The sequence below is a fragment of the Pseudomonas sp. E141 genome (assembly GCF_052659885.1).
Window position 1 is genome coordinate 5951916 of record NZ_CP084024.1, and the last position, 20725, is coordinate 5972640.

The 20725-nt window shown below is 61.8% G+C and carries 14 protein-coding genes; 4 read left to right on the forward strand and 10 right to left on the reverse strand.

The window, feature by feature from the left end:
• Window positions 1-151 precede the first annotated feature (151 nt).
• From gabD to GKKCFE_RS26750, 3 genes are all read left to right on the forward strand, one after another.
• Window positions 152-1594 (forward strand): NADP-dependent succinate-semialdehyde dehydrogenase, encoded by a 1443-nt coding sequence (gene gabD, locus GKKCFE_RS26740; protein WP_047226757.1) that lies wholly within the window; start codon window positions 152-154, stop codon window positions 1592-1594.
• Window positions 1595-1769: 175 nt separating this feature from the next.
• Window positions 1770-3050: a 4-aminobutyrate--2-oxoglutarate transaminase gene (gene gabT, locus GKKCFE_RS26745; protein WP_047226758.1), complete on the forward strand. Its 1281-nt coding sequence runs from the start codon at window positions 1770-1772 to the stop codon at window positions 3048-3050.
• A 148-nt stretch (window positions 3051-3198) separates the two neighbouring features.
• Window positions 3199-4410: an HDOD domain-containing protein gene (locus GKKCFE_RS26750; RefSeq protein ID WP_445577306.1), complete on the forward strand. Its 1212-nt coding sequence runs from the start codon at window positions 3199-3201 to the stop codon at window positions 4408-4410.
• Window positions 4411-4561: 151 nt separating this feature from the next.
• Here GKKCFE_RS26750 and GKKCFE_RS26755 read toward each other — a convergent pair whose 3' ends face one another.
• Window positions 4562-5551, reverse strand: a complete 990-nt coding sequence (locus GKKCFE_RS26755) for a GGDEF domain-containing protein (protein WP_339492572.1) — start codon at window positions 5549-5551, stop codon at window positions 4562-4564.
• A 427-nt stretch (window positions 5552-5978) separates the two neighbouring features.
• On the opposite strand from GKKCFE_RS26755, the gene GKKCFE_RS26760 reads away from it, so the two are divergent.
• Window positions 5979-6695, forward strand: coding sequence for an SAM-dependent methyltransferase (locus GKKCFE_RS26760; protein WP_316912434.1), 717 nt, complete (start codon window positions 5979-5981; stop codon window positions 6693-6695).
• A 259-nt stretch (window positions 6696-6954) separates the two neighbouring features.
• Here the strand turns inward: GKKCFE_RS26760 and GKKCFE_RS26765 are convergent, their stop codons facing one another.
• From GKKCFE_RS26765 to GKKCFE_RS26805, 9 genes are all read right to left on the reverse strand, one after another.
• Entirely contained in the window at window positions 6955-7233 is a 279-nt protein-coding gene (locus GKKCFE_RS26765) for a hypothetical protein (protein ID WP_445577307.1), read from the reverse strand.
• 1 nt (window position 7234) lies between these two features.
• Complete coding sequence (locus GKKCFE_RS26770; RefSeq protein ID WP_445577308.1) at window positions 7235-11680, reverse strand: RHS repeat-associated core domain-containing protein; 4446 nt, start codon at window positions 11678-11680, stop codon at window positions 7235-7237.
• A 12-nt stretch (window positions 11681-11692) separates the two neighbouring features.
• Entirely contained in the window at window positions 11693-12127 is a 435-nt protein-coding gene (locus GKKCFE_RS26775) for a DcrB-related protein (protein WP_305386930.1), read from the reverse strand.
• 18 nt (window positions 12128-12145) lie between these two features.
• Complete coding sequence (locus GKKCFE_RS26780) at window positions 12146-14077, reverse strand: type VI secretion system Vgr family protein (RefSeq protein WP_047226764.1); 1932 nt, start codon at window positions 14075-14077, stop codon at window positions 12146-12148.
• Window positions 14078-14252: 175 nt separating this feature from the next.
• Window positions 14253-16931, reverse strand: coding sequence for a type VI secretion system ATPase TssH (gene tssH / locus GKKCFE_RS26785; RefSeq protein WP_445577309.1), 2679 nt, complete (start codon window positions 16929-16931; stop codon window positions 14253-14255).
• The gene (tssG, locus tag GKKCFE_RS26790; protein ID WP_445577310.1) at window positions 16924-17976 is read right to left on the reverse strand and encodes a type VI secretion system baseplate subunit TssG; all 1053 of its coding nucleotides are present in this window, start codon (window positions 17974-17976) and stop codon (window positions 16924-16926) included. The genes tssH and tssG overlap by 8 nt, the downstream gene beginning before the upstream one ends.
• On the reverse strand, window positions 17940-19799 hold the full coding sequence (gene tssF, locus GKKCFE_RS26795) for a type VI secretion system baseplate subunit TssF (RefSeq protein WP_047226767.1): 1860 nt from the start codon (window positions 19797-19799) through the stop codon (window positions 17940-17942). Before tssF ends, tssG begins: the two co-directional genes overlap by 37 nt.
• Window positions 19796-20308, reverse strand: a complete 513-nt coding sequence (gene tssE / locus GKKCFE_RS26800) for a type VI secretion system baseplate subunit TssE (RefSeq protein WP_047226768.1) — start codon at window positions 20306-20308, stop codon at window positions 19796-19798. The genes tssF and tssE overlap by 4 nt, the downstream gene beginning before the upstream one ends.
• Window positions 20302-20721 (reverse strand): hypothetical protein, encoded by a 420-nt coding sequence (locus tag GKKCFE_RS26805; protein ID WP_306670309.1) that lies wholly within the window; start codon window positions 20719-20721, stop codon window positions 20302-20304. Before GKKCFE_RS26805 ends, tssE begins: the two co-directional genes overlap by 7 nt.
• Between the last annotated feature and the right edge of the window lie 4 nt (window positions 20722-20725).

Consider the following 20725-nt stretch of genomic DNA (forward strand, 5'->3'; position numbering starts at 1 on the left):
TTGTCTGGGTGCTGAACCGCACGTCTGTGCTTATGTGCGTTATTTCTGTGCTTCAGCCCGGTGGATGATTTCCCTGACGGCAGCCCTTGGGGCGCCTTTCTACAAATCTAATTCGCTCCGCGTGCGCGCGGTGCTGTTAAGGAAAGCCGACATGCAGCTTAAAGACACCCAGTTGTTCCGCCAGCAAGCCTTTATCGATGGCGCTTGGGTCGACGCGGACAATGGTCAGACGATCAAGGTTACCAACCCGGCAACGGGTGAAGTGCTGGGCACTGTGCCGAAGATGGGCGCTGCCGAAACCCGGCGGGCGATTGAAGCCGCCGACAAGGCGTTGCCGGCCTGGCGCGCCCTCACCGCCAAAGAGCGCGCCAACAAGCTGCGCCGCTGGTACGAATTGCTGATCGAAAACCAGGACGACCTCGGCCGCCTGATGACGATGGAACAAGGCAAGCCGCTGGCCGAAGCCAAGGGTGAAATTGTTTACGCCGCCTCGTTTATCGAATGGTTCGCCGAAGAAGCCAAGCGCATCTACGGTGATGTGATTCCTGGTCACCAGCCCGACAAGCGCCTGATCGTGATCAAGCAGCCAATCGGTGTGACTGCTGCCATTACCCCATGGAATTTCCCGGCTGCGATGATCACCCGCAAGGCCGGCCCGGCTCTGGCCGCAGGTTGCACCATGGTCATCAAGCCGGCTTCGCAAACCCCGTTCTCGGCGCTGGCGCTGGTTGAGCTGGCCCACCGTGCCGGCATCCCGCAGGGCGTGCTGAGCGTGGTCACCGGCAGTGCCGGCGACATCGGCGGCGAGCTGACCAGCAACCCGATCGTGCGCAAGCTGTCGTTCACCGGCTCGACCGAAATCGGTCGTCAGTTGATGGCCGAATGTGCGAAGGACATCAAGAAAGTCTCCCTGGAACTGGGCGGCAACGCGCCGTTCATCGTGTTCGACGACGCGGACCTGGATAAGGCCGTCGAAGGCGCAATCATTTCCAAATACCGCAACAACGGTCAGACCTGCGTCTGCGCCAACCGTCTGTACATCCAGGATTCGGTGTACGACGCCTTCGCTGAAAAACTCAAAGTGGCAGTCGCCAAGCTCAAGATCGGCAATGGTCTGGAAGATGGCACCACCACCGGTCCCTTGATCGACGGCAAGGCAGTTGCCAAGGTGCAAGAGCACATCGCTGATGCGGTCAGCAAAGGCGCGACCGTGCTGGCTGGCGGCAAGGCCATGGAAGGCAACTTCTTCGAGCCGACTATCCTGACCAACGTACCCTCGAGTGCCGCCGTGGCGAAGGAAGAGACCTTCGGCCCGTTGGCGCCGCTGTTCCGCTTCAAAGACGAAGCCGAAGTGATCGCGATGTCCAACGACACCGAGTTCGGCCTGGCCTCGTACTTCTATGCCCGCGACCTGGGCCGTGTGTTCCGCGTGGCCGAAGCCCTGGAATACGGCATGGTTGGCGTCAACACCGGGTTGATCTCCAACGAGGTCGCGCCGTTCGGCGGCATCAAGGCCTCCGGCCTGGGCCGTGAAGGCTCCAAGTACGGCATCGAGGATTACCTGGAAATCAAATACCTCTGCCTCGGTATCTGATCCTGCTGCAAGCGCAAAGGGCACGAGAGCGCTGTCCCTTTGCGCGTTTTACCCGTTCTGTTTCTTGTGGCCGGAACGCTGTGACAGTCGATCATCGCATGCTGTCGCAGTTGCCTCCCGTCCATGTACGCCTTGACCCACGCCGACCGATGAGCGGCGAATGAGGACATATTCAATGAGCAACAAGACCAACGCTTCCCTGATGAAACGCCGCGAAGCCGCTGTACCACGCGGTGTTGGCCAGATTCACCCGATCTTCGCCGAATCGGCGAAGAATGCCACGGTAACCGACGTTGAAGGCCGTGAATTCATCGACTTCGCGGGCGGTATCGCGGTGCTGAACACCGGCCACGTACATCCGAAAATCATCGCCGCCGTGACCGAACAGCTGAACAAGCTGACCCACACTTGCTTCCAGGTGTTGGCTTACGAACCGTATGTGGAACTGTGCGAAAAAATCAACGCGAAGGTGCCGGGTGATTTCGCCAAGAAAACCCTGCTGGTGACCACCGGTTCCGAAGCGGTGGAGAACGCGGTAAAAATCGCTCGCGCCGCCACGGGTCGCGCCGGTGTAATTGCCTTCACCGGTGCCTACCACGGCCGCACCATGATGACCCTGGGCCTGACCGGTAAAGTCGTGCCGTATTCGGCCGGCATGGGCTTGATGCCCGGCGGCATCTTCCGCGCGCTGTACCCGAACGAACTGCACGGCGTGAGCATCGACGACTCCATTGCCAGCATCGAGCGTATTTTCAAGAACGACGCCGAACCACGTGACATCGCGGCAATCATCATCGAGCCAGTACAGGGCGAGGGTGGTTTCTACGTGGCGCCCAAGGAATTCATGAAGCGCCTGCGCGCCCTCTGTGATCAGCACGGCATTCTGCTGATCGCTGACGAAGTACAGACCGGCGCCGGTCGGACTGGCACCTTCTTCGCCATGGAACAAATGGGTGTTGCCGCCGACCTGACTACTTTCGCCAAATCCATCGCCGGCGGTTTCCCGTTGGCCGGTGTCTGCGGTAAGGCCGAGTACATGGACGCTATTGCCCCTGGTGGCCTGGGTGGCACCTACGCTGGCAGCCCGATTGCCTGCGCTGCTGCGCTGGCGGTGATGGAGGTGTTTGAGGAAGAGCACTTGCTGGATCGCTGCAAGGCGGTGGGCGAGCGTCTGGTGACTGGCCTCAAGGCCATCCAGAAGAAATACCCGGTCATCGGCGAAGTCCGTGCCCTGGGTGCGATGATCGCCGTGGAGTTGTTCGAAAATGGCGATACCCACAAGCCGAACGCGGCGGCCGTGGCTCAGGTTGTGGCCAAGGCCCGCGACAAGGGCTTGATCCTGCTGTCCTGCGGCACCTACGGCAACGTCCTGCGGGTGCTGGTACCGCTGACCTCGCCAGACGAGCAATTGGACAAAGGCTTGGCAATTATCGAAGAGTGCTTCTCCGAGCTCTGATTGTACGAGCCCTGAGCTGTGCGCTGACCCACAAAAAACCCGCTTCGCAGCGGGTTTTTTCATATTCGGGAACATATTCCCAGGGGTGGAGCTGTCTGCAACGGCCACCATTGGCTAAGGTGCAAGTATTGCGAGGGAGCGATGCTGCATGACTGCCGTGGATTTACCCGCTGTACCCCGTGTGTTGATCGCCGAGGCCGATCCGGTGTCTCGGGAGCTGCTTGAGCAGGTGCTATCGGGCATACGCTGCGATGCCCGGGTGGATACGTGCGGCGAGGGCCAGCAGGCCCTGAATCTGCTTGCGCACAACGCCTATGACCTGGTGATCGCCGATTGGGAATTGCCGGGCGTCGATGGCCTGAGCATTCTGCGGGGCCTTCGCCAGCAGCATCGAAAACCGGTGTTGCCGTTCATTCTCATGAGCCGGCGCAACGACAGCGCCAGCGTACGTGAGGTCTTGCCGCTGGCGCCTGCGGCCTACCTGACCAAACCCTTGAACCGGGAAGACCTGACCCAGCGTTTGCAGGGGCTACTGTTGAGCAGCGCAGAGGATTGCTCCAGCGACGTGTCAGCCCCGGAGCAGACCCTGACAACCTTTCTGGAGCGTCGACGTGATTCTTCCGAAGGCGCGCCGTTGATGACCGATGTGCAAGTGGCAGTCAAGCGCAGCCTCAACCCCGGCGGTCTGGACCTGAAACTGCTGGAAGAAGAAATCCGCACCGACCCGCAAATTACCGCCGTGCTGATTGCTGCGGCCAACAGCGCTGCGCAGCATCAGGGCGGCGGCCTGGTGCAGACGGTCGCGCAGTCGCTGCATCAGCTTGGTACCGGGCAGAGCATGAACCTGATTCTGGGGTTGACCCTCAAGCGCTGTGCCCGACTCAGTGTCCCGTGCCTGGCAGACTATGCCGAGCGTTACTGGGAGTTGTCGCTGCACACCGGTGAGTACGCCCGGATGCTGGCGCGGCTGCTGGACCTGGAGCAGGAGCGCTGCTATTGCGCCGGGTTGTTGCATCGCCTTGGAGACTTGGCGTTGTTGCGATGCCTGGAAGAATGGACGCAGGCCGGCGGCGAGCTCGACGAATCGGAGGAGGTGGGCAATTTGCTCGATCAGTTCGGTGCCAGCTTCGGTTCCGCGCTGCGCACCCGCTGGCGTCTGCCGCTGGAGCTGCGAGAGTTGATTGCGGCGGCCTATGGCCTGGGCGGCGGGGTTTACTCCCGCGAGGCACTGGTGATGAACATGGCGGCGCAAATGGCCCATCTGACCGAGCATGAAGGGCTGGAAGAGCTGGCCCGTGGGCGCACGGCGCGTTTGCTGAAGATCGGATTGCCGGAGTTGATGCGATTGCGCCGCAAGTAAGGCCGCTGACCAACCCTGTGGGAGCGAGCCTGCTCGCGATGGCGGACTGACAGCCAGCGCATCCGTGAATGGCACACCCCTCATCGCGAGCAGGCTCGCTCCCACAGGGGGTATGACTGGAGTTTTGCTTACGCCTTGGCGACGAGATTGCTCAAGCCGCAATGATGCGATTTTTCCCCTGGCGCTTGGCTTCGTACATGGCCGCATCGGCGCGGGAGAACAGGGTGTCGAGGCTCTGATCTTCGGGGGTGAGGCTGGTCAAGCCTTGGCTGACGGTGATGCCGAAGCCTTTCTCCCCGCTGCGGAAAGCCAGGCGCTGAATCTCGCGCTGCAGACGCTCGGCGACTTGCAGTGCCATGTCCGGGGCACAGCCAGGGAACACCGCGGCGAATTCTTCACCACCGATTCGTCCAAACAGATCACCGCGTCTGAGAACGGAACGTCCGCTTTCGGCGATTTTCTGCAGCACGTTATCGCCTTCCTGATGACCGTAGGTGTCGTTGATCACTTTGAAATCATCGATGTCCAGCAACAGGAACGCCATGGGTGTGCCCTGCAGTCGTGCCTGCTCGAATTCACGGTGAGCGCATTCGAAGAAGTGGCGGCGATTGCTGCTCTGAGTCAGCACGTCGGTGGTTGCCAGTCGTTGCAGTTCGCTTTCCAGCAGCTTCTTTTCAGTGATGTCTTCGGCAATGCCCACCACGATCACCGGTTGCCCCGACTCAGCCTTACGGTTGATGAAGCATTTGTCGCTCAGCCAGCGGATCTGGCCATTGGCAGCGATGATGCGGTACTCACGATCCTCCACGGCACCTTTGACCAGCACTTCGGCCAGGCTGCGCTCCGCGTATTCGAGGTCGTCGGGGTAGATTGCATCGCGCCATTCGTTGAAATCAGCCAGCACCAGACCTGCCGGCCGACCGAAGATTCGTTCATAGGCGGGGCTGACATACAGGACTTGTCGGGTTTCCCAGTTGAACGCCCAGAGCACCGCGTTGACGCTGACCAGCAATGAGCTGAATAGCTGCTCACGCTCGCTCAGGCGCGCGACTTCGCCCTGGGCGTGCATCAGCGCCATGAGCGTCTGGGCCGCTTCGGGCCAATGAGGGTGGGATGAATCCTGTAGGTTCTTGTCGACCATCGGCACAAATCTCAAAGAACGTGCACTGCTGTGGATTGGCACGCGCTTGCTCCAAAGCCCGCCAGTATGGCGAAGTGCTCTTTGAGATAAGGGATTCGGGGCGAAGTTCCTTTTCAGGCGACGAAGGGCCGGGTGCAGTGTTGGAGTTGCCGAAGGCTGCGATCTTTTGATCCTGATCTTTCGCTCACGACTCAATTGTCGAGGGATTCTGGCGCAGTTGTAGGCACGGTCTGAAGGATGCCTGCAATTTGTGGCGAGAGAGTGGCGCTTGTACCGTGCCCGTTTGCATTTTTGTTCAATAGCCTGAGCCACCGGTAACGAACAGAGACTGATGCGTCATTCCTTGTGGGAATGCAGCGCATAAAAACAATGAATTTTTATAATCGCGGCGCATGACGTAGCGTGATTGGCGGACAGGAGAACCGCCTTGAAATCATCCACCCACACCTCAGTTGATAAATTCGATACTTCTCGCGCCAATGAGTACGGCCGACAGAGCCGTATAGCGCTGGCTGGGTATGACGCCTGCCAGGATCTGGCGGCGTGCATGCTGGCGGCGAGCCTTGGGGATCAACGCTCAGCAAACATACTGGTGGTGGGTGCTGGCGGTACGGCGCAGGAAATTATCGCGATGGCTTCGCTGGAGCCGGGGTGGCGCTTCACGGCGGTTGATCCATCCGAGCCGATGCTGGAGGCCGCCAAGCAGCAGTTGCAGGCCCACCATTTGCTTGAAAGAACCCGCGTGTACTTGGGGCATGTCGAGGACCTGGCGGCAGATGAGTCATACGACGCCGCGACGTTGGTCGGTGTGTTCCATCATCTTGATGGCGATGAGGCCAAGCGCCAGATTTTTCAAGCCATTCGGGCTCGTCTCAAGCCGGGGGCGCCGCTGATCGTCGCGGGCAATCAATACGCTTACGCCAGCCAACCGTTGTTGCTCGCCGCCTGGGGCCAACGTTGGCGGCAGCACGGCGCAAGCCCGGATGAAGTGAAGGCCAAGCTTGGGAAAATCCTCCAGGGCGCGGACCCGCCGCATTCCGAGGCGGCGGTTCAGCAATTGTTGCATGAGGCGGGATTCGGCGATGCCACCCGCTTCTTCAGCAGCCTGTTCTGGAGTGCTTGGTTGACGTGCAAAAGGGCCTGAGGCGTGCGTCCAGGTAGACCGCGTGGGTCATCGGTCTTAATCCAGATCAGCTTTTGATTTTTAGTGATCTTGAGCAGCGAAACAGACCGGCCGAGCGATGCGAGCGTGGCCCCGCTAGCGCCATGGTGCGGCGTGTCCGGTCAACCTTTTCGGGGTGGCTTCGCCGCCTTGGCGGGAGCAAGTTCCCGCGCCACAGGCCTGAGGGGTAGAGGCCATCGCGGGGTAATGTTCTCCAGCACGCGGTTCTTCTACTGGTGGATTAGGGCATGCTCATCAAGGCCATTCTCAGACGCCTGATCAGTTTCGGGGTCTTGAGACAATCGGCCGGGCGTTTGTTACCCAGGGCGGGCACGGTCTGTTCCAGCCACCAGAACCCTTCCTTGAGCCCCCTTTTTCCGTAGAGCACCACTGCCATGTCGAGGTTGTCATCCATGGCCTTGGCCAGCATGCGGGCGTTGTCGTCGAGGTAGTCCTCTTCGTACAACCGCACGAAAGTTTGCCAATCGGCATCGCCGACGTATTCGTCTTCCAGTCCCATTTTAAAAACCTGCAAAGGAAATCAAGTTGCTGCCGGTCGGGTTTCGCGCCGACGGTGCCAGGATCCCATCATAACCATTGGCCTTGGCCCAGGCGCCTATTTGATGAGTCTGGGTGTATTTGTTGCCGGTAATGCTCTTTAGCGAAACCCCCAGTTGTTTACGCACATCAGCCCGGGTCAGATCCAGAACGTTGTTGAGTTGCACTTTCTTGCTTACCAACACCCGGGTGGAAAGGTCCACTCCCCAGTGATTGACCTCGCCCATGGCGGTCTTGCGTGAGTTGGCGCCATAGACACCACCCAGTCCGGGGGCGGTGTAACGGTGTCTGGAGGCAACGTTCCACTTGTGCGCCGTCCAGGTTGTGCTGATCCGTCCTGGCTCTTCAAAACGATAAACCGTCCGGTTGACCTTGCGGCCCTTAGGTGGCGTCGAGCACTTCATCAAACCCGAGGGGTCGATCCAGCTCACCGGGTTTGGCGCGTACTGGTAGAGGTTCAGCCCACCGGCCAAACCGATGGGGTCCGGTGTGGTAAAGCGACCGATGTCCGGGTCGTAGAAGCGCAAGGTGTTGTAGTGCAGCCCGGTTTCCCGGTCCAGGTATTGGCCCTGGAACCGCAGGTTCTGCTCTTCGATGTAATACGGTTCGCGTAGCTCTTCTACGGTGTTGCCCCACACCTGGTAACGGGCCCGCCAAAGCGTGTGCCCGTCGGCTTCCGAGAGTTGTTCGGGCAGGCCGTTGGAGTCGTTGTGGTAGTAACGGATTTTCTGGTGTTCACCCAGGCCGTCGACCCTTGCCAACGGTTCGTGGCTGTCGTCGGCGTAGATGTACAGGCTGGTCTGGTTGTCGCGGTGTTCCTGCAACAGTTGCAGTGCATCCCAGGTGAAGCGGGTGCGGCTAAGCAGGGTGGCATGGCGGTCGTATTCGGCTTTTTCGATGCGCCGGCCCAGCGGGTCGTAGGTCATTTTCACGACCGAGCCGTTATCGTTTCTAACCTCCACCAAACGCTGTTCGGCGTCGTAGCGCATGCGCTGGACACCCCGCCGGGCGCTGCGCTTTTCCACCATGCGGCCGAAGCCGTCATAGCGGTAGCGCTTGTCCTGATAGGTCAGCAAACGGTTATGAGCGACCCGTTCGGTGCCCAGGCTATCGAGCAAGTTGGCGGCCGGATCATAGGCGAAGCCTTCACGCTGGCCCTGGAGATTGTCCTGGCTGGCGAGAATGCGTCCGGTGGCGTCGTAGTGCAGCAGATGGCGATGAGGGGCGTCAGGCTGGCTGTCGAAGCGTTCTACCAGTTGATCACTGCTGTCATAGCCGAACAGTGATTGCGCCGCCGGTGGTAACAGCGCGGACTGGCCCTGTTGCCGACGTTGGCGTGCGCGCAGGCGACCGCTGCGGTCGTATTCGCTGCGGGTGCTGAGGCGCCCTTGGGTGCGCAGCACTTCACGGTGCAGGCGGTCGCGTTCAAAGTCGCTGATGACCTGGCCGTCAAGGTTGATCTGGTGCAGGTGGCCGCTGCCGTAATGCAGTCGGTTTAGCCAGCGACCATCGGGGAGCAGCGTCTGGGTCAGATTGCCCAGCTCATCGTAGCGATGCTCCAGGCGTCCGGCCCAGCCTTGCTCGGCGATCAGTTGCCCAAGAGCGTCGTAGTTCAAGCCGATGCTTTGCTGCTCACCGGTAAGCGCGGTGAAGGTGATGGTGTTGACCTGATCGAGCGCGTCATAGCAGTACTCGGTGCGCCCGTCTGTGGTGACTTTGGCCACCAGCCGACCCATTGCGTCGCGCTCCAGCTCATGGGTGATCGATGCTTGCGGCGCGAGGTCCAGGTCGGTGCTGCCCGCAACCGCGAGCGCTTCCATGCGGGTGACGTTGTCCAGCGGGTCGTAGGCGTAGCGTTTGAGGCTGCCGTCCAGGCTGTGCTGGGCGGTCAAACGGTCGCCAGCGTCCCAGGCAAACCGGTAGCATTCATCGTTTTCGTTGGTCAGCGCCAGCAGGCGGCCGTAGTTGTCGTAGCTCAGCTCTACCCGTCGACCATGCGCGTCGGTACGCACGCGCAGTTGCCCATTGAGGGTGTGCTGGAAATGCGTGGTGTGCCCGGCGGGGTCGCTGTAGCCGATCAACTGGCCGCTCGCATCGCGCTGATATTGCTCGGTACGTCCGTCCGGTAATTGCTTGGTCAGCAGCCTGCCTTGGTCGTCATAGCTGAAAAGCGTCCGTTCCCCCAGTGCGTCGGTGCTGCTGAGCAACGTCCCGCGCTCGCAATAACTGAACCGTGTGGTGTAGCCGGAACAATCAGTGTGCTCGCTGAGCTGGCCAAGGGGCGTCCAACGCATGGTTTTGCGTTTGCCGATGGCGTCGACAACTTCCACCACCTGACCGTGGGCGTCATGACGATAGCGGGTGACGTTGCCCAACGGATCGGTTTCGCGAATGCGGTTGCCACGCGAGTCATAGCGGTACTGCCAGGTATTGCCCGCGGCATCGGTTTCGGTCAGGGGCAGCGCCCAGTGTTCGAGCCACAGTGTTGACTCACTGCGTCCGAGTGGGTCAGACGTCTGGCAAAGGTTACCCGCCTCGTCATAACTGAATTGATGTTGTCCGCCGTTGGGGGCCGTTGCCGCCACCAACTGGCTTTCGTCGTTCCACTGGAATACCCAGGTACGGTCCAGGGCATCGGTGGCTTCGGTGATCTGATACCGCCTATCCCAGCGACGGATGCTGATGCGATTCAAACCGTCGGTGATGCGCGTAGTCCCGGCAGCCAGGTCGTAGTCAAAGGCGTAAGTGTCGCCCGCGTCGGTCCAGTGGCGAACAACCCGCCATTCTCGCTTTTCGATTAAGGCCCATTCGTAAAAGCAGCGCAGCCCGGTGGGCAGTTGGTGCTCAACCATGCGCCGTCCGGCATCGTAGGCGTAGCGGCGTTTCACGTGACCGTTGGATTGACGGACCTCGGTCAGATCACCCTGGGCGTCGTAATCGTAGTGCATCAGCACTTCACGGCGTTGATCAGCATAAAGCCGGTCTATCCGGCTGACCCGTTGCGGCCAGCGTTCGTGGTACGCCAGCGCGATGCTGGTCAGGTCAAAGGTGTCTCGCAGCTGTACCAACCGACCTGTGTCGTCGTAGTCGAGGTAGATGCGGTTGTCATTGCGGTCGCCCAACTGACTCAGGCGCAGCAGCGATGCACGGCCCGGGGTGGGTTCGAACAGCCGGTACAGGCCGTCTGAGCTGTCGATCAGCAATTGGCCATTGGCATGCCGTCGTACGCTGAGCCCTTCACCGGGACTGAACACGGCGCCGCCCAGAGGGATGGAACCCATGTCGATGCGCCGGCCCTGTTCATCGGTGTAGACCAGCGTTTCACCGCCCTCGGGGTGAGGCAGGATCTCGACGCGCACCTCGTAGGCCACGCTCCAGCCCGCACCGAACATACCTTCGCGGCGTTCGTCGCGGCTGTTGTAGAAGCGTTGCCAGTCGATTGGCAAGATGCCGGGCAGGACGAAGTCCATCTCCTCTACATCGCCCAGAACTTTGGCCCCGGTAGCGGCATGCACCGGGTTCGACGAACCCATAGTAGCGTTGGCCGCGGCGCCCATCGCGCTGCTGACCGCCATCGACGCCGCACCGCCCACCAGCATGCACGGCAGGTTACTCAGGAACTTGCCTTTGCCGCCCTTGAGCATCAGCAGCGCGGTGACTGCCAGACCGACGCCCGGAGTCTTGCCGCTGCGAATCTCGCGCACCACCACCGAGCCGCCGCCAATGGTGACATCGGGTGAAATCAGCCCGGATGACACGACCTTGGCATCGCAGGTGCTGCGGTCGCCGCTGCGCACTGCTGGCTGGCCGTTGATGGTGACTTTGTCCGACCCTTCGGCCAAAAACTGCGGCGGCATCGGCGGATGTTTCATGCACGCGATCATGTCCAGCGGCTTGGGTACGGCGCCGGGCGCGGGTGTTGCAACAGTGGGGCGCCACATCTGCGAGAAAAAGTTCTCGGCCATGTCCAGATAGCTGGGCTCGGCTTGCGGCTCAGGTGCCTCAAGCTCGGTGCCTGCTGGTGCGACATGGGATTGAATCGCCCCAGCGGCGCGAGCGGCTGGGATGTTGTTGGTCAGGGTGTTGGTTGAGCCGGTGAGGATGTTCGCTTGCACCGTGGGCGGGAACAGCGCGTTGCCAATGCCTTCGCAGATATTGCTCAGCCCTTCGTCGGCCCCGGTCTTGCTCATGGCAAGGCCAACGACGGCGCCCACCACGGCGCCGAGCAGGAAGCAACCTAACCCGCCTGTGGCGACTGTGATGCCCGTAGCCGCCACTACCGCAGCCGTCGCTAGGGCGGTAATCGCAATGTTGGCTGCTACCTCCAGCACGCCTCCAAGAATGTCAGCCATCATTGAGGTGTGGTCCAGCGCATCGCCCAGCCGGGCGGCCCAGAGAGCGTCAGACATGCAGTTCGCTCATCAAGCCGGAACGTCAAACAACAACGAACCCTTGATCGTCGCCCAATGCGCTGCTTCAGCATCACCGAGCTTCTCGGCTTTCACATAGCTCAAGGCAAGCATCTTGCGCGTGCCGGGCAGTACCAGGGCGAGCTGAAACTGGAAGACCTTTTCGTTGCCCTTGTTGAACTGGCTGCGCAGCTCGATGCCTTCGACTTCCTGATTGGCGCCCAGGCGCACGGCGACGCCCGGTTGAGCGCGCAGGTCCTGGACCTGTTTTTCCAGGCGTTTGAGCTGGTCGTCGAGGTTGCTCTGCAGGGTTTCGCCGTCGGCCAGCAAGCTGCGGCTGACGATCAAGGAGGTGCCCAGTTCAGGGAACTTGAGGATGTTGATCGTTGCATCCAGCAACTCGCTGGGCGGCAGCTGGAACTGGAATTCATTGATGCGGTAAGTCATGGCGCATAAATCTCGAGGTTAACCCTTGGGGAACGCGGCAGCGATGTTGGCGTCGATGCTGGCCTTGACGCCCTGGCCGTCGGGCGTGGCACCGGGGCCGCCGCCGTTGTTCAGGTGCAGCACGCCGCCGGTGTTGAATTCGGCATCGCCGCTGGCATAGAAGCTGATTTGCACGCCGGTCAGATTGATCTGGCCGCTGGCGTTGAGCTCCAGAATGCTTTCGCCGCACACCAGGCGCAGGTTCTCGCCCACTTCAATGACGTAGCTCTGGCTGATGCTGTCGGTCTTGCGCAGGCCCACCGACAGGATGTCTTCCTGCTTGACGATGCGCAGGCGGTTGTTGCCGATGGTCACCGTCTCGTTGTGGCCGATGCTCTTGTTGCGGTCGTGACCCACCGAGTGGCTTTCATCCACCTCCACCACAATGTCCTGGTTGCGCTCGGCATGGATGTACAACTGCTCGGCGCCTTTTTTGTCTTCCATGCGGATTTCGTTGAAATTCGCTGGCGTGCCGCCCTTGCTCGAACGGCTTTTCATGCCGCTCTGGGTGGCGTTTGCGGGCAGGTCATAAGGCACGGTCTGTTCGGCGTTGTAGACGCGACCGGTGATGATCGGCCGGTCGGGGTCGCCTTCGAGGAAGCTGACAATCACTTCCTGGCCAATGCGCGGGATCTGCATCGAGCCCCAGTTTTTCCCGGCCCAGGACTGTGACACGCGAATCCAGCACGAGCTGTTTTCGTTGGACTGGTCGTGACGGTCCCAGTAGAAATGCACCTTCACCCGGCCGAACTGATCGGTCCAGATTTCCTCGCCCTTGGGGCCGACCACCAACGCGGTCTGCGGGCCTTTGACGATGGGGCGATGGGTCGTGGGCAGCGGCCGGTAGCTTTGTTGGGCGACGATGCAGGTCAGGCTGCTTTCGAACTGGGCCGACGGTGCGCCGCCGCCGGTTTCACCGCTTTCCTGGGACACGTAATAGCGCGCGCCGACGATCAGGTATTCGCGGTTCTGGTCCTGGCGGGTGAAGCCGGTGAGGCTGAACAGGTGGCCCGAGCCCAGACCGCGAGCGTTGCCGGCCAGCTCCACTTGCTCGTGCAGGGTTTGCAAGGCTTCGATGCGGGTGCGGGCGTAGTGTTCGCCGTCTTGGCTCTGCACATAGGTGCCGGGGTAGTCGTACAGCGGATAGTCGCCGGCGGTGTGCGGGCGCGGCATGGCCGAACGCACGTCGATGCGCGCGCTGGGGCGCTGGAAGTCGTAGTCGTTGAGTTCCAGCGAGCCGGGCTGCACTTCCTGGGCCAGGTGCCAGTCGTGGATATGGTCGCGCTCGCGCTGCTGTTCGTTCTTGGGGTAGTAGGGCACCGAACCGTAGCCGGGCACCGTGGTGTGGGCGCCATAGGCGTCGGCCAGCACCAATACATGACGGCCCTGTTCGTGGCGGAAGAAGTAGTAGATCCCTTCCTGTTCCATCAGGCGACTGACGAAATCGAAGCTGGTTTCGCGATACTGCACGCAGTATTCCCACTCGCGATAGGGGCGACTGAGGGCGTCTTCGAAGTCGGAGAAACCCAGGTCGCGAAACACCTGCTTGATGATCTGCGGGATGGTCAGGTTCTGGAAAATCCGGCAATCGGAGGTACGGGTCAGCAGCCATAGCCAGGGGCGCAAGGTCGCCTGGTAACTGGCGAACTGGCCTTGGTCAACGTTCTGGCTGAAGCGCGAAACGATGCCGTGGAAATGCCGCTCGCCGCCGCCGTCCAGTTGCAGGCTCACGCACATGGGTTTGCCGAGCACCTGGTTGAGGTCGATGGCGTTGTCCAGCGAGTGCAACTGCAACTCGTAGTTGAACAGCCGCCCCAGCTCTTCGCCGCCGCCCATGTCCTTGAGCAACAGCACCTCAGGTCCCAGGGGGCTGGTGATTTTGGCCAGGCGTGAGGCTTGGTTGAATAACATCGAGTGTCCCGTGCAAGTTGTAATAGCTGAAGGAACGCAACCCCCACTGTGGAAGATGCCACTGTGGGAGCGAGCTTGCTCGCGATGGCGGCGTATCAGTCAACATTGATGTTGAATGTACTTGCGCTATCGCGAGCAAGCTCGCTCCCACAGGGTTTTACGGTGTTCCTTACCGTCAGGCCGCGTCGCTGAAATCGTACTGCAATTCGTTATCCCGGGCGCTGATCCGCACGCCGGCCAGCGCCTTGCCTTCGAGCATGCGGGTCAGGAACCCGCGGCTCATGTCCGGCAGCAGGCTGTTGGTCAGGATGGCGTCGATCATGCGTCCGCCGCTTTCGGTTTCGGTGCAGCGCGAGACGATCAGGTCGATCACCGCGTCGTCGTAGTCGAAGGCGACTTTGTGGGTGTTCTCTACGCGCTTCTTGATGCGGTTGAGTTGCAGGCGGGTGATGGCCTTGAGCATCTCGTCGCTGAGCGGGTAGTACGGAATTGTCACCAGGCGACCTAGCAGGGCCGGAGGGAAAATCTCCAGCAGCGGCTGGCGCAGGGCCTTGGCGATGTCCTCGGGCTCGGGCACGTTCTGCGGGTCTTTGCAGACCTGGGCAATCAGTTCGGTACCGGCGTTGGTGGTCAACAGAATCAAGGTGTTCTTGAAGTCGATCACCCGGCCTTCACCGTCCTCCATCACACCTTTGTCGAACACCTGGAAGAAAATCTCATGCACGTCCGGGTGGGCTTTTTCCACCTCGTCCAGCAGCACCACGCTGTACGGTTTGCGCCGCACGGCTTCGGTCAGTACGCCGCCTTCGCCATAGCCGATGTAGCCCGGTGGCGCGCCCTTGAGGGTGGACACGGTGTGGGCTTCCTGGAACTCGCTCATGTTGATGGTGATGACGTTCTGCTCGCCGCCATACATGGCTTCGGCCAGGGCCAGGGCGGTTTCGGTCTTGCCCACGCCGGAGGTGCCGGCGAGCATGAACACGCCAATGGGTTTGCTCGGATTGTCCAGGCCGGCGCGGGAGGTCTGGATGCGCTTGGCGATCATCTGCAAGGCGTGGTCCTGGCCGATGATGCGTTTTTTCAGGTGCTGGTCGAGGTTGAGCACCGTTTCCAGTTCGTTGCGAGCCATGCGGCCCACCGGGATACCGGTCCAGTCGGCGACCACCGAGGCCACGGCCTGGTAGTCCACGGTCGGCAGAATCAATGGGGTTTCGCCTTGCAGCGCGGTCAGGCGCTGTTGCAGGTCCACCAGTTGCTCGCGCAGTTCGTGGCTAGTCTCGCTGCCATCCTCGCTGTCTACCACGCCGACGCGCTCGCGCAGGGTGGCGCGGGTGGCGAGCAACTCGTCCACCAGGGCTTTCTCTTCGGCCCAGCGGCCTTCCAGCTCGGCCAGGCGTTCGCGTTCGGCGCTCAGCAGGTTTTCGCTCTGGGTCTGACGGCTGCCAATGGCAATGCCGATGGCGTGTTCACGGGCGATGATTTGCAGCTCGGTTTCCAGCGCTTCGATGCGCCGACGGCTGTCGTCCACTTCGGCCGGCACCGCGTGCAGGCTGATAGCGACACGGGCGCAGGCGGTATCCAGCAGGCTCACGGATTTGTCCGGCAACTGGCGCGCCGGGATGTAGCGGTGGGACAGTTTGACCGAGGCTTCCAGGGCTTCGTCGAGGATCTGCACCTGATGGTGTTTTTCCATGGTCGAGGCCACGCCGCGCATCATCAGCAGCGCCTTGTCTTCGGACGGCTCGGCCACTTGCACCACCTGGAAACGCCGGGTCAGGGCCGGGTCTTTTTCGATGTGTTTCTTGTACTCGGCCCAGGTCGTGGCCGCTACCGTGCGCAGGGTGCCGCGGGCCAGGGCCGGCTTGAGCAGGTTGGCCGCGTCACCCGTGCCGGCAGCGCCACCGGCGCCCACCAGGGTGTGGGCTTCGTCGATGAACAAAATGATCGGTTTGGGCGACGCCTGGACATCTTCGATGACCTGACGCAGGCGCTGTTCGAACTCGCCTTTCATGCTCGCGCCGGCCTGCAACAGGCCGACATCGAGGCTGCGCAGTTCCACGTCCTTGAGCGATGGCGGCACGTCGCCGGCGACGATGCGCAGGGCAAAGCCTTCGACCACGGCGGTCTTGCCCACGCCGGCTTCACCGGTGAGGATCGGGTTGTTCTGCCGGCGGCGCATGAGGATGTCCACCAGTTGGCGGATCTCTTCGTCGCGACCGACGATGGGGTCGAGCTTACCGCTACGCGCCTGTTCGGTGAGGTCGACGGTGAAGCGCTTGAGGGCTTCCAGTTTGCCCATGGCGCTGGGGGCCATGGCGCCGCTGGCTTCGCCCGGCACGGCGCCGGCGTTGAAACCGTCGCTGGCGGTCAGGGCGTTTTCCGGGGAGTCGCCGACGTATTCGTCAAAGCGCTCGCTCAAGGCCTCGACCTTGACCTTGTCGAACTCCGACGACAGCCCCAGCAACGCATGGCGCAGGCTTGGCGTCTTGAGAATGCCCAGCACCAGGTAACCGGTGCGCACCTGGCTTTCGCCAAACATCAGGCTGCCGTAGACCCAACCGCGTTCCACGGCTTCTTCAACGTGGGAAGACAGGTCGGTGATGGAGGTCGAGCCCCGTGGCAGGCGGTCCAGGGCTTCGGTCAGGTCGCGGGCCAGGCGTGCCGGCTCGATATTGAACTGGCGGATGATGCGGTGCAGGTCCGAGTCCTGCAGTTGCAGCAACTGATGAAACCAGTGGGCCAGTTCCACGTAGGGGTTACCGCGCAACTTGCAGAACACGGTGGCGGCTTCGATGGCTTTGTAGGCCACGCTGTTGAGTTTGCCGAACAACGCGGCGCGACTGATTTCACCCATGCTCATGGCTCCTTGAGGTCTGTGAGGTGTTGGCCTGTTCGGCGTAATGCCGGGCCAGTATTAAATCCTTGGCATCTGTTTCGGGGCGTCCCAACCAGGTGTTGAACCCCAGGCGCAAACTACCGTTGAGCTGCAGCGCCGGTACTTCGGGTTGTTCCAGGATCAGGTTCAGGTCCCAGTCCAGTTCATGGCCCAGATACTCGGCGACCCAGGCCACCAGCTCGTTGAAGGGTTGGCTGCCGGGCAACATGCCCATGTAGTCATCGAGCTTGAGTGGCCCCAGGCGAATGCGGAATTTGTGCTGGCGATCCCACACGTAGCGGCCCAGGCAAAAGTCCACGCCCAACTGATTGGCGTTGACGCCCACGCGGCTGCGTTCTGGCAGTTCCAGCCATTGGCCGACGTATTCTTCGATCTCCACCGGCAGGCCGAAGTACTCGCTGATGATGGCCTTCAAGCCGTCCGGGTAGCGGGTTTGCGCCGACAAGTGGCCGCTGTAATGCAGCTTCGCCGTGTCGGGGATCAGGCCCTGCTTGAGCAGGCTCGGCATGCCCCGACCACTGAGGGCGGCCAGGCGCGCCGACCAGTAGTCATCGTCCGGGCGATCATGGCTGACCGTTGGCCGCGCTTCGGCCCAGGCCCGGTAGAACAGGCTGAGCAGGCGATGGTGGAACACATCCAGGAACCGTTTGCTGGTGCTGTCGGCGTTGTTGCGCTGACGTTCGCGCACGTATTCGGTGATGTGCAGCGGCAGCGGGCCGTTGGGGCCCCCGAGGCCGAAGAAGAACTGCTCCAGGCGTGCCGGCGCACCGTCGAGGCCCGGTTGCACCGAGGCCAGGGTCGCCGGGGCGAAGGTGCATTCGGCCTGTTGCCCCAGGCGCAGCGGGTCATCGGCCAGGCGCAATGAATGGCCCAGGCGCGGCAGCTCGGGGGATTCGCACTCGATACGGCGCAAGGCCTGGAAGAAGTCGTATTCCCAGGGCTCCTGGTGCATCGCGTCCAGGGTACTCAAAGGGTCGGACGACGTCCGGGCTTGGCTTTCCATCGCATGATCTCGCCGCGTTCGGTGGTACGGATCACCGTCTCGGTAAAACTGTTGATCGACACGTAGCGTGCCAGGAAGCGCTCGAACACCGCGCCGAGCAAAAACACCCCGGTGCCGCGAAACGCGTTTTCATCGAATTCCAGGGTGATTTCCAGGCCCCGGCCAAACACGATCGGACCGGGCATCGGCAAGCGTCGGGTGCAGGCCTTGCTGCTGACTTCGCGCAGGCCTTCGATTTGCAACTGCACCGCCGCATCGTTGCTGTCGCCGTACAGGCGCAGCAGCTCGCGCAGGGCGGCGGCGCCCTGGCCTTGCTCGCTCAGGGACAGGTAATTGAGCGAGAGCTGGCTGATCAAGCGCCAGGCCTTGGCGTCGTGGGCATGGCTGGCCCGTGGCCGACTGGGACCTGCTACGCAACGAATCGCGCCGACGGGCGCGCTGTCGGCCAACGTGAAATCGGTCTTGCCGTTGCCCACACTCATGAACAGCGGTAGGTCGCGGTTGGTGCACAGCGCCGTCACGCCCAGTTGGCGTAGGTCGTGGCGATAGGGCGCCTGCTGGCTGTCCACCAGGCTGACGAAGGTTTCGCTGCCCACGTAGGTCGAGCGCGGGCCGTTGCGTCGTTGGTCGCTGGACAATACTCGTGGCTCACGCCGTATTGTGTAATAGGCCTGGTCGCGGCCATAACGGGACGGATCGCGCACGGCATAGAACGGCAGGAACGGCTGCTCCGGCCCGGTGCCGTGGCCGGTGAGGCCGGTCAGCGAATGCACTTCGAAATCCATCGGTCGGGTGCGGTCGGCGATGACGTGATGTTCGTTGACCCGCTCCGAGAGGTGGATGCGATCCAGGCGCTTGGGGAACAGGTTGATCGCCGGGGTGCAGAACGGCAGAAACTGCGCGGCGCCGACGCTGCCCTCCAGGCTCGGGTCGTGCCGGTCGAACAGCACGATCAGCTCCAGCTCCTGACCGTCGCAGCGCTTGACCGCGCGGCTCAATTGGGTGAAGTCGACGAACAGGAACCGATGGGGCAGGGCGAAGTATTCCTGCAACAGGCGATAGCCCTGGAAGGCGCGCGAGACCACGGGCAGCGCGGCATCGGCATCGTCGAAACCCCGCGAGCACAGCGCGTCCTGAGGCAAGCGTTCAACCCAATCGCCGCCGGGCTTGCGGGCGAACACCGCGCAAGCATTGCTCAGCAGTTGTTCGTAGAGACGGAAGGGCTGTTCGTCGGCACCGCTGAGGTACAGCGGCAGGTTGTCCAGGGGCAGGCTGTTGAACGGCAGTTCGGCGCCCGTACGCAGGGTCAGGCGCAGGCCGGCCTTGGCCTTCGGTTCGCTGGCGGCCAGGCGTCCGAGCACGGCGGACGGGTTGCCGAAGTACTCGGCCTGGCTGACCTGCAACGGCCACAACGTCACCGCGTGGGCGGTGCGGTACTCGCAGCAGGTCTGGGTTTCACGCCCCAGGGCGGCGCGCAGGACGGTGTCCCGGGGCAGCGCAAAGCCGCCGCTCAGCGAGCCCTCATCGGGATCGGTCTGCAGTTGCACCACGGTCATCGACGGCGTGGGCGCCAGATAGTGGGGGTAGGCGATTTCCAGCAGGTTATGGGTGAAGGTCGGGTACTCGGCATCGAGCTTGAGCTGCACCCGCGCCGTCAGGTAGGCGAAGCCTTCCAGCAAACGTTCGACGTACGGGTCGGCGCAGTCCATCCCGGACAACGTCAGCCGACTGGCGATCTTGGGGTATTCCTTGGCGAACTCCGCCGCGCTTTCGCGCACGTGGTGCAGTTCTTGGTTGTACAGCTCCAGCAGGCGCGGATTCATGGGCGTCTCCGCTGGTCGGCTTGGACCACGCGCACGTGGCCGGTTTCCAGGTCCAGGTCGGTTTGCAGCATCAGGCGCAGCGGCACGGGCTGCGCCCAGAGGTCACCCTCGATCTCGAAACTCAAGGCGTTGTGGTTCATCTCGGCGGTTGCTCGGGCTCGCACCCTCAGGGTGTGGCGCAAGATGCGCGGTTCGAACGTGGCGATGGCTTGGTGGATCAACGCTTCCAAGGCCGGAAGGTCGACGTTCGATGCGCTGTTGCCGGCCAGCGCCGGCAACCCGAAATTGACCACAGACGTGCCTGCCGGGGTGTGCAGCGTGGCGTCGGTATCGAGCAGCGATGTGGTGTTGAGCAACCACGCCAAGTCACGCAGCACCGAGGCTTTCAACTGGGTGAGCGACAACACGCGCTTGTCGGCGCTTTCCTTGGGGTTGCTCGGATCGTCGTCGGTCAACCGGTCCAACAGGGACGGTTGCAGGCGATCGCGGGTGGCGATTTCGGTTACCACGTAAAAAGGGCCACAAAGTTTTTCTGGTCAAGGGCGCCGGCCATGCAACGGCCACCACTGGCCACAATCGATGCCTCCAGAAGGCCTTCGATTTGTCTGATGGCTTGGTATTGAGAGCGACACTCAGTGCTTGGCGCAGGTTCTGGTTCGAAATGCTGCACGATGATGATCAAGGCGTTGTTAAAACTTTCGACGCGTGGCAAGCCTTTGCGGTCAACGCTTAAGTGGCAGGGCCACGGCATGTCCAGGGTGAATAGGCTTTGGTCCGGTTTGCGCAAGGCACAGCGTTGATTATGGTTTTCCAGGGTCAGGATCTGACCGGCGAGATCGACCTGAACGTTTTGTGCCGCCGGAGGGTCGGTTTGTTCGGCGCAGGCGTTCAGGCTTAGGAAAAGACAGCTCGACAACGCCAATAGC

Bases quoted from the DNA above. Each gene is read 5' to 3' on its own strand.
- gabD (WP_047226757.1), top strand. From the start codon at position 152: ATGCAGCTTAAAGACACCCAGTTGTTCCGCCAGCAAGCCTTTATCGAT.
- gabT (WP_047226758.1), top strand. From the start codon at position 1,770: ATGAGCAACAAGACCAACGCTTCCCTGATGAAACGCCGCGAAGCCGCT.
- GKKCFE_RS26750 (WP_445577306.1), top strand. From the start codon at position 3,199: ATGACTGCCGTGGATTTACCCGCTGTACCCCGTGTGTTGATCGCCGAG.
- GKKCFE_RS26755 (WP_339492572.1), bottom strand. From the start codon at position 5,551: ATGGTCGACAAGAACCTACAGGATTCATCCCACCCTCATTGGCCCGAA.
- GKKCFE_RS26765 (WP_445577307.1), bottom strand. From the start codon at position 7,233: ATGGGACTGGAAGACGAATACGTCGGCGATGCCGATTGGCAAACTTTC.
- GKKCFE_RS26770 (WP_445577308.1), bottom strand. From the start codon at position 11,680: ATGTCTGACGCTCTCTGGGCCGCCCGGCTGGGCGATGCGCTGGACCAC.
- GKKCFE_RS26775 (WP_305386930.1), bottom strand. From the start codon at position 12,127: ATGACTTACCGCATCAATGAATTCCAGTTCCAGCTGCCGCCCAGCGAG.
- GKKCFE_RS26780 (WP_047226764.1), bottom strand. From the start codon at position 14,077: ATGTTATTCAACCAAGCCTCACGCCTGGCCAAAATCACCAGCCCCCTG.
- tssH (WP_445577309.1), bottom strand. From the start codon at position 16,931: ATGGGTGAAATCAGTCGCGCCGCGTTGTTCGGCAAACTCAACAGCGTG.
- tssG (WP_445577310.1), bottom strand. From the start codon at position 17,976: ATGGAAAGCCAAGCCCGGACGTCGTCCGACCCTTTGAGTACCCTGGAC.
- tssF (WP_047226767.1), bottom strand. From the start codon at position 19,799: ATGAATCCGCGCCTGCTGGAGCTGTACAACCAAGAACTGCACCACGTG.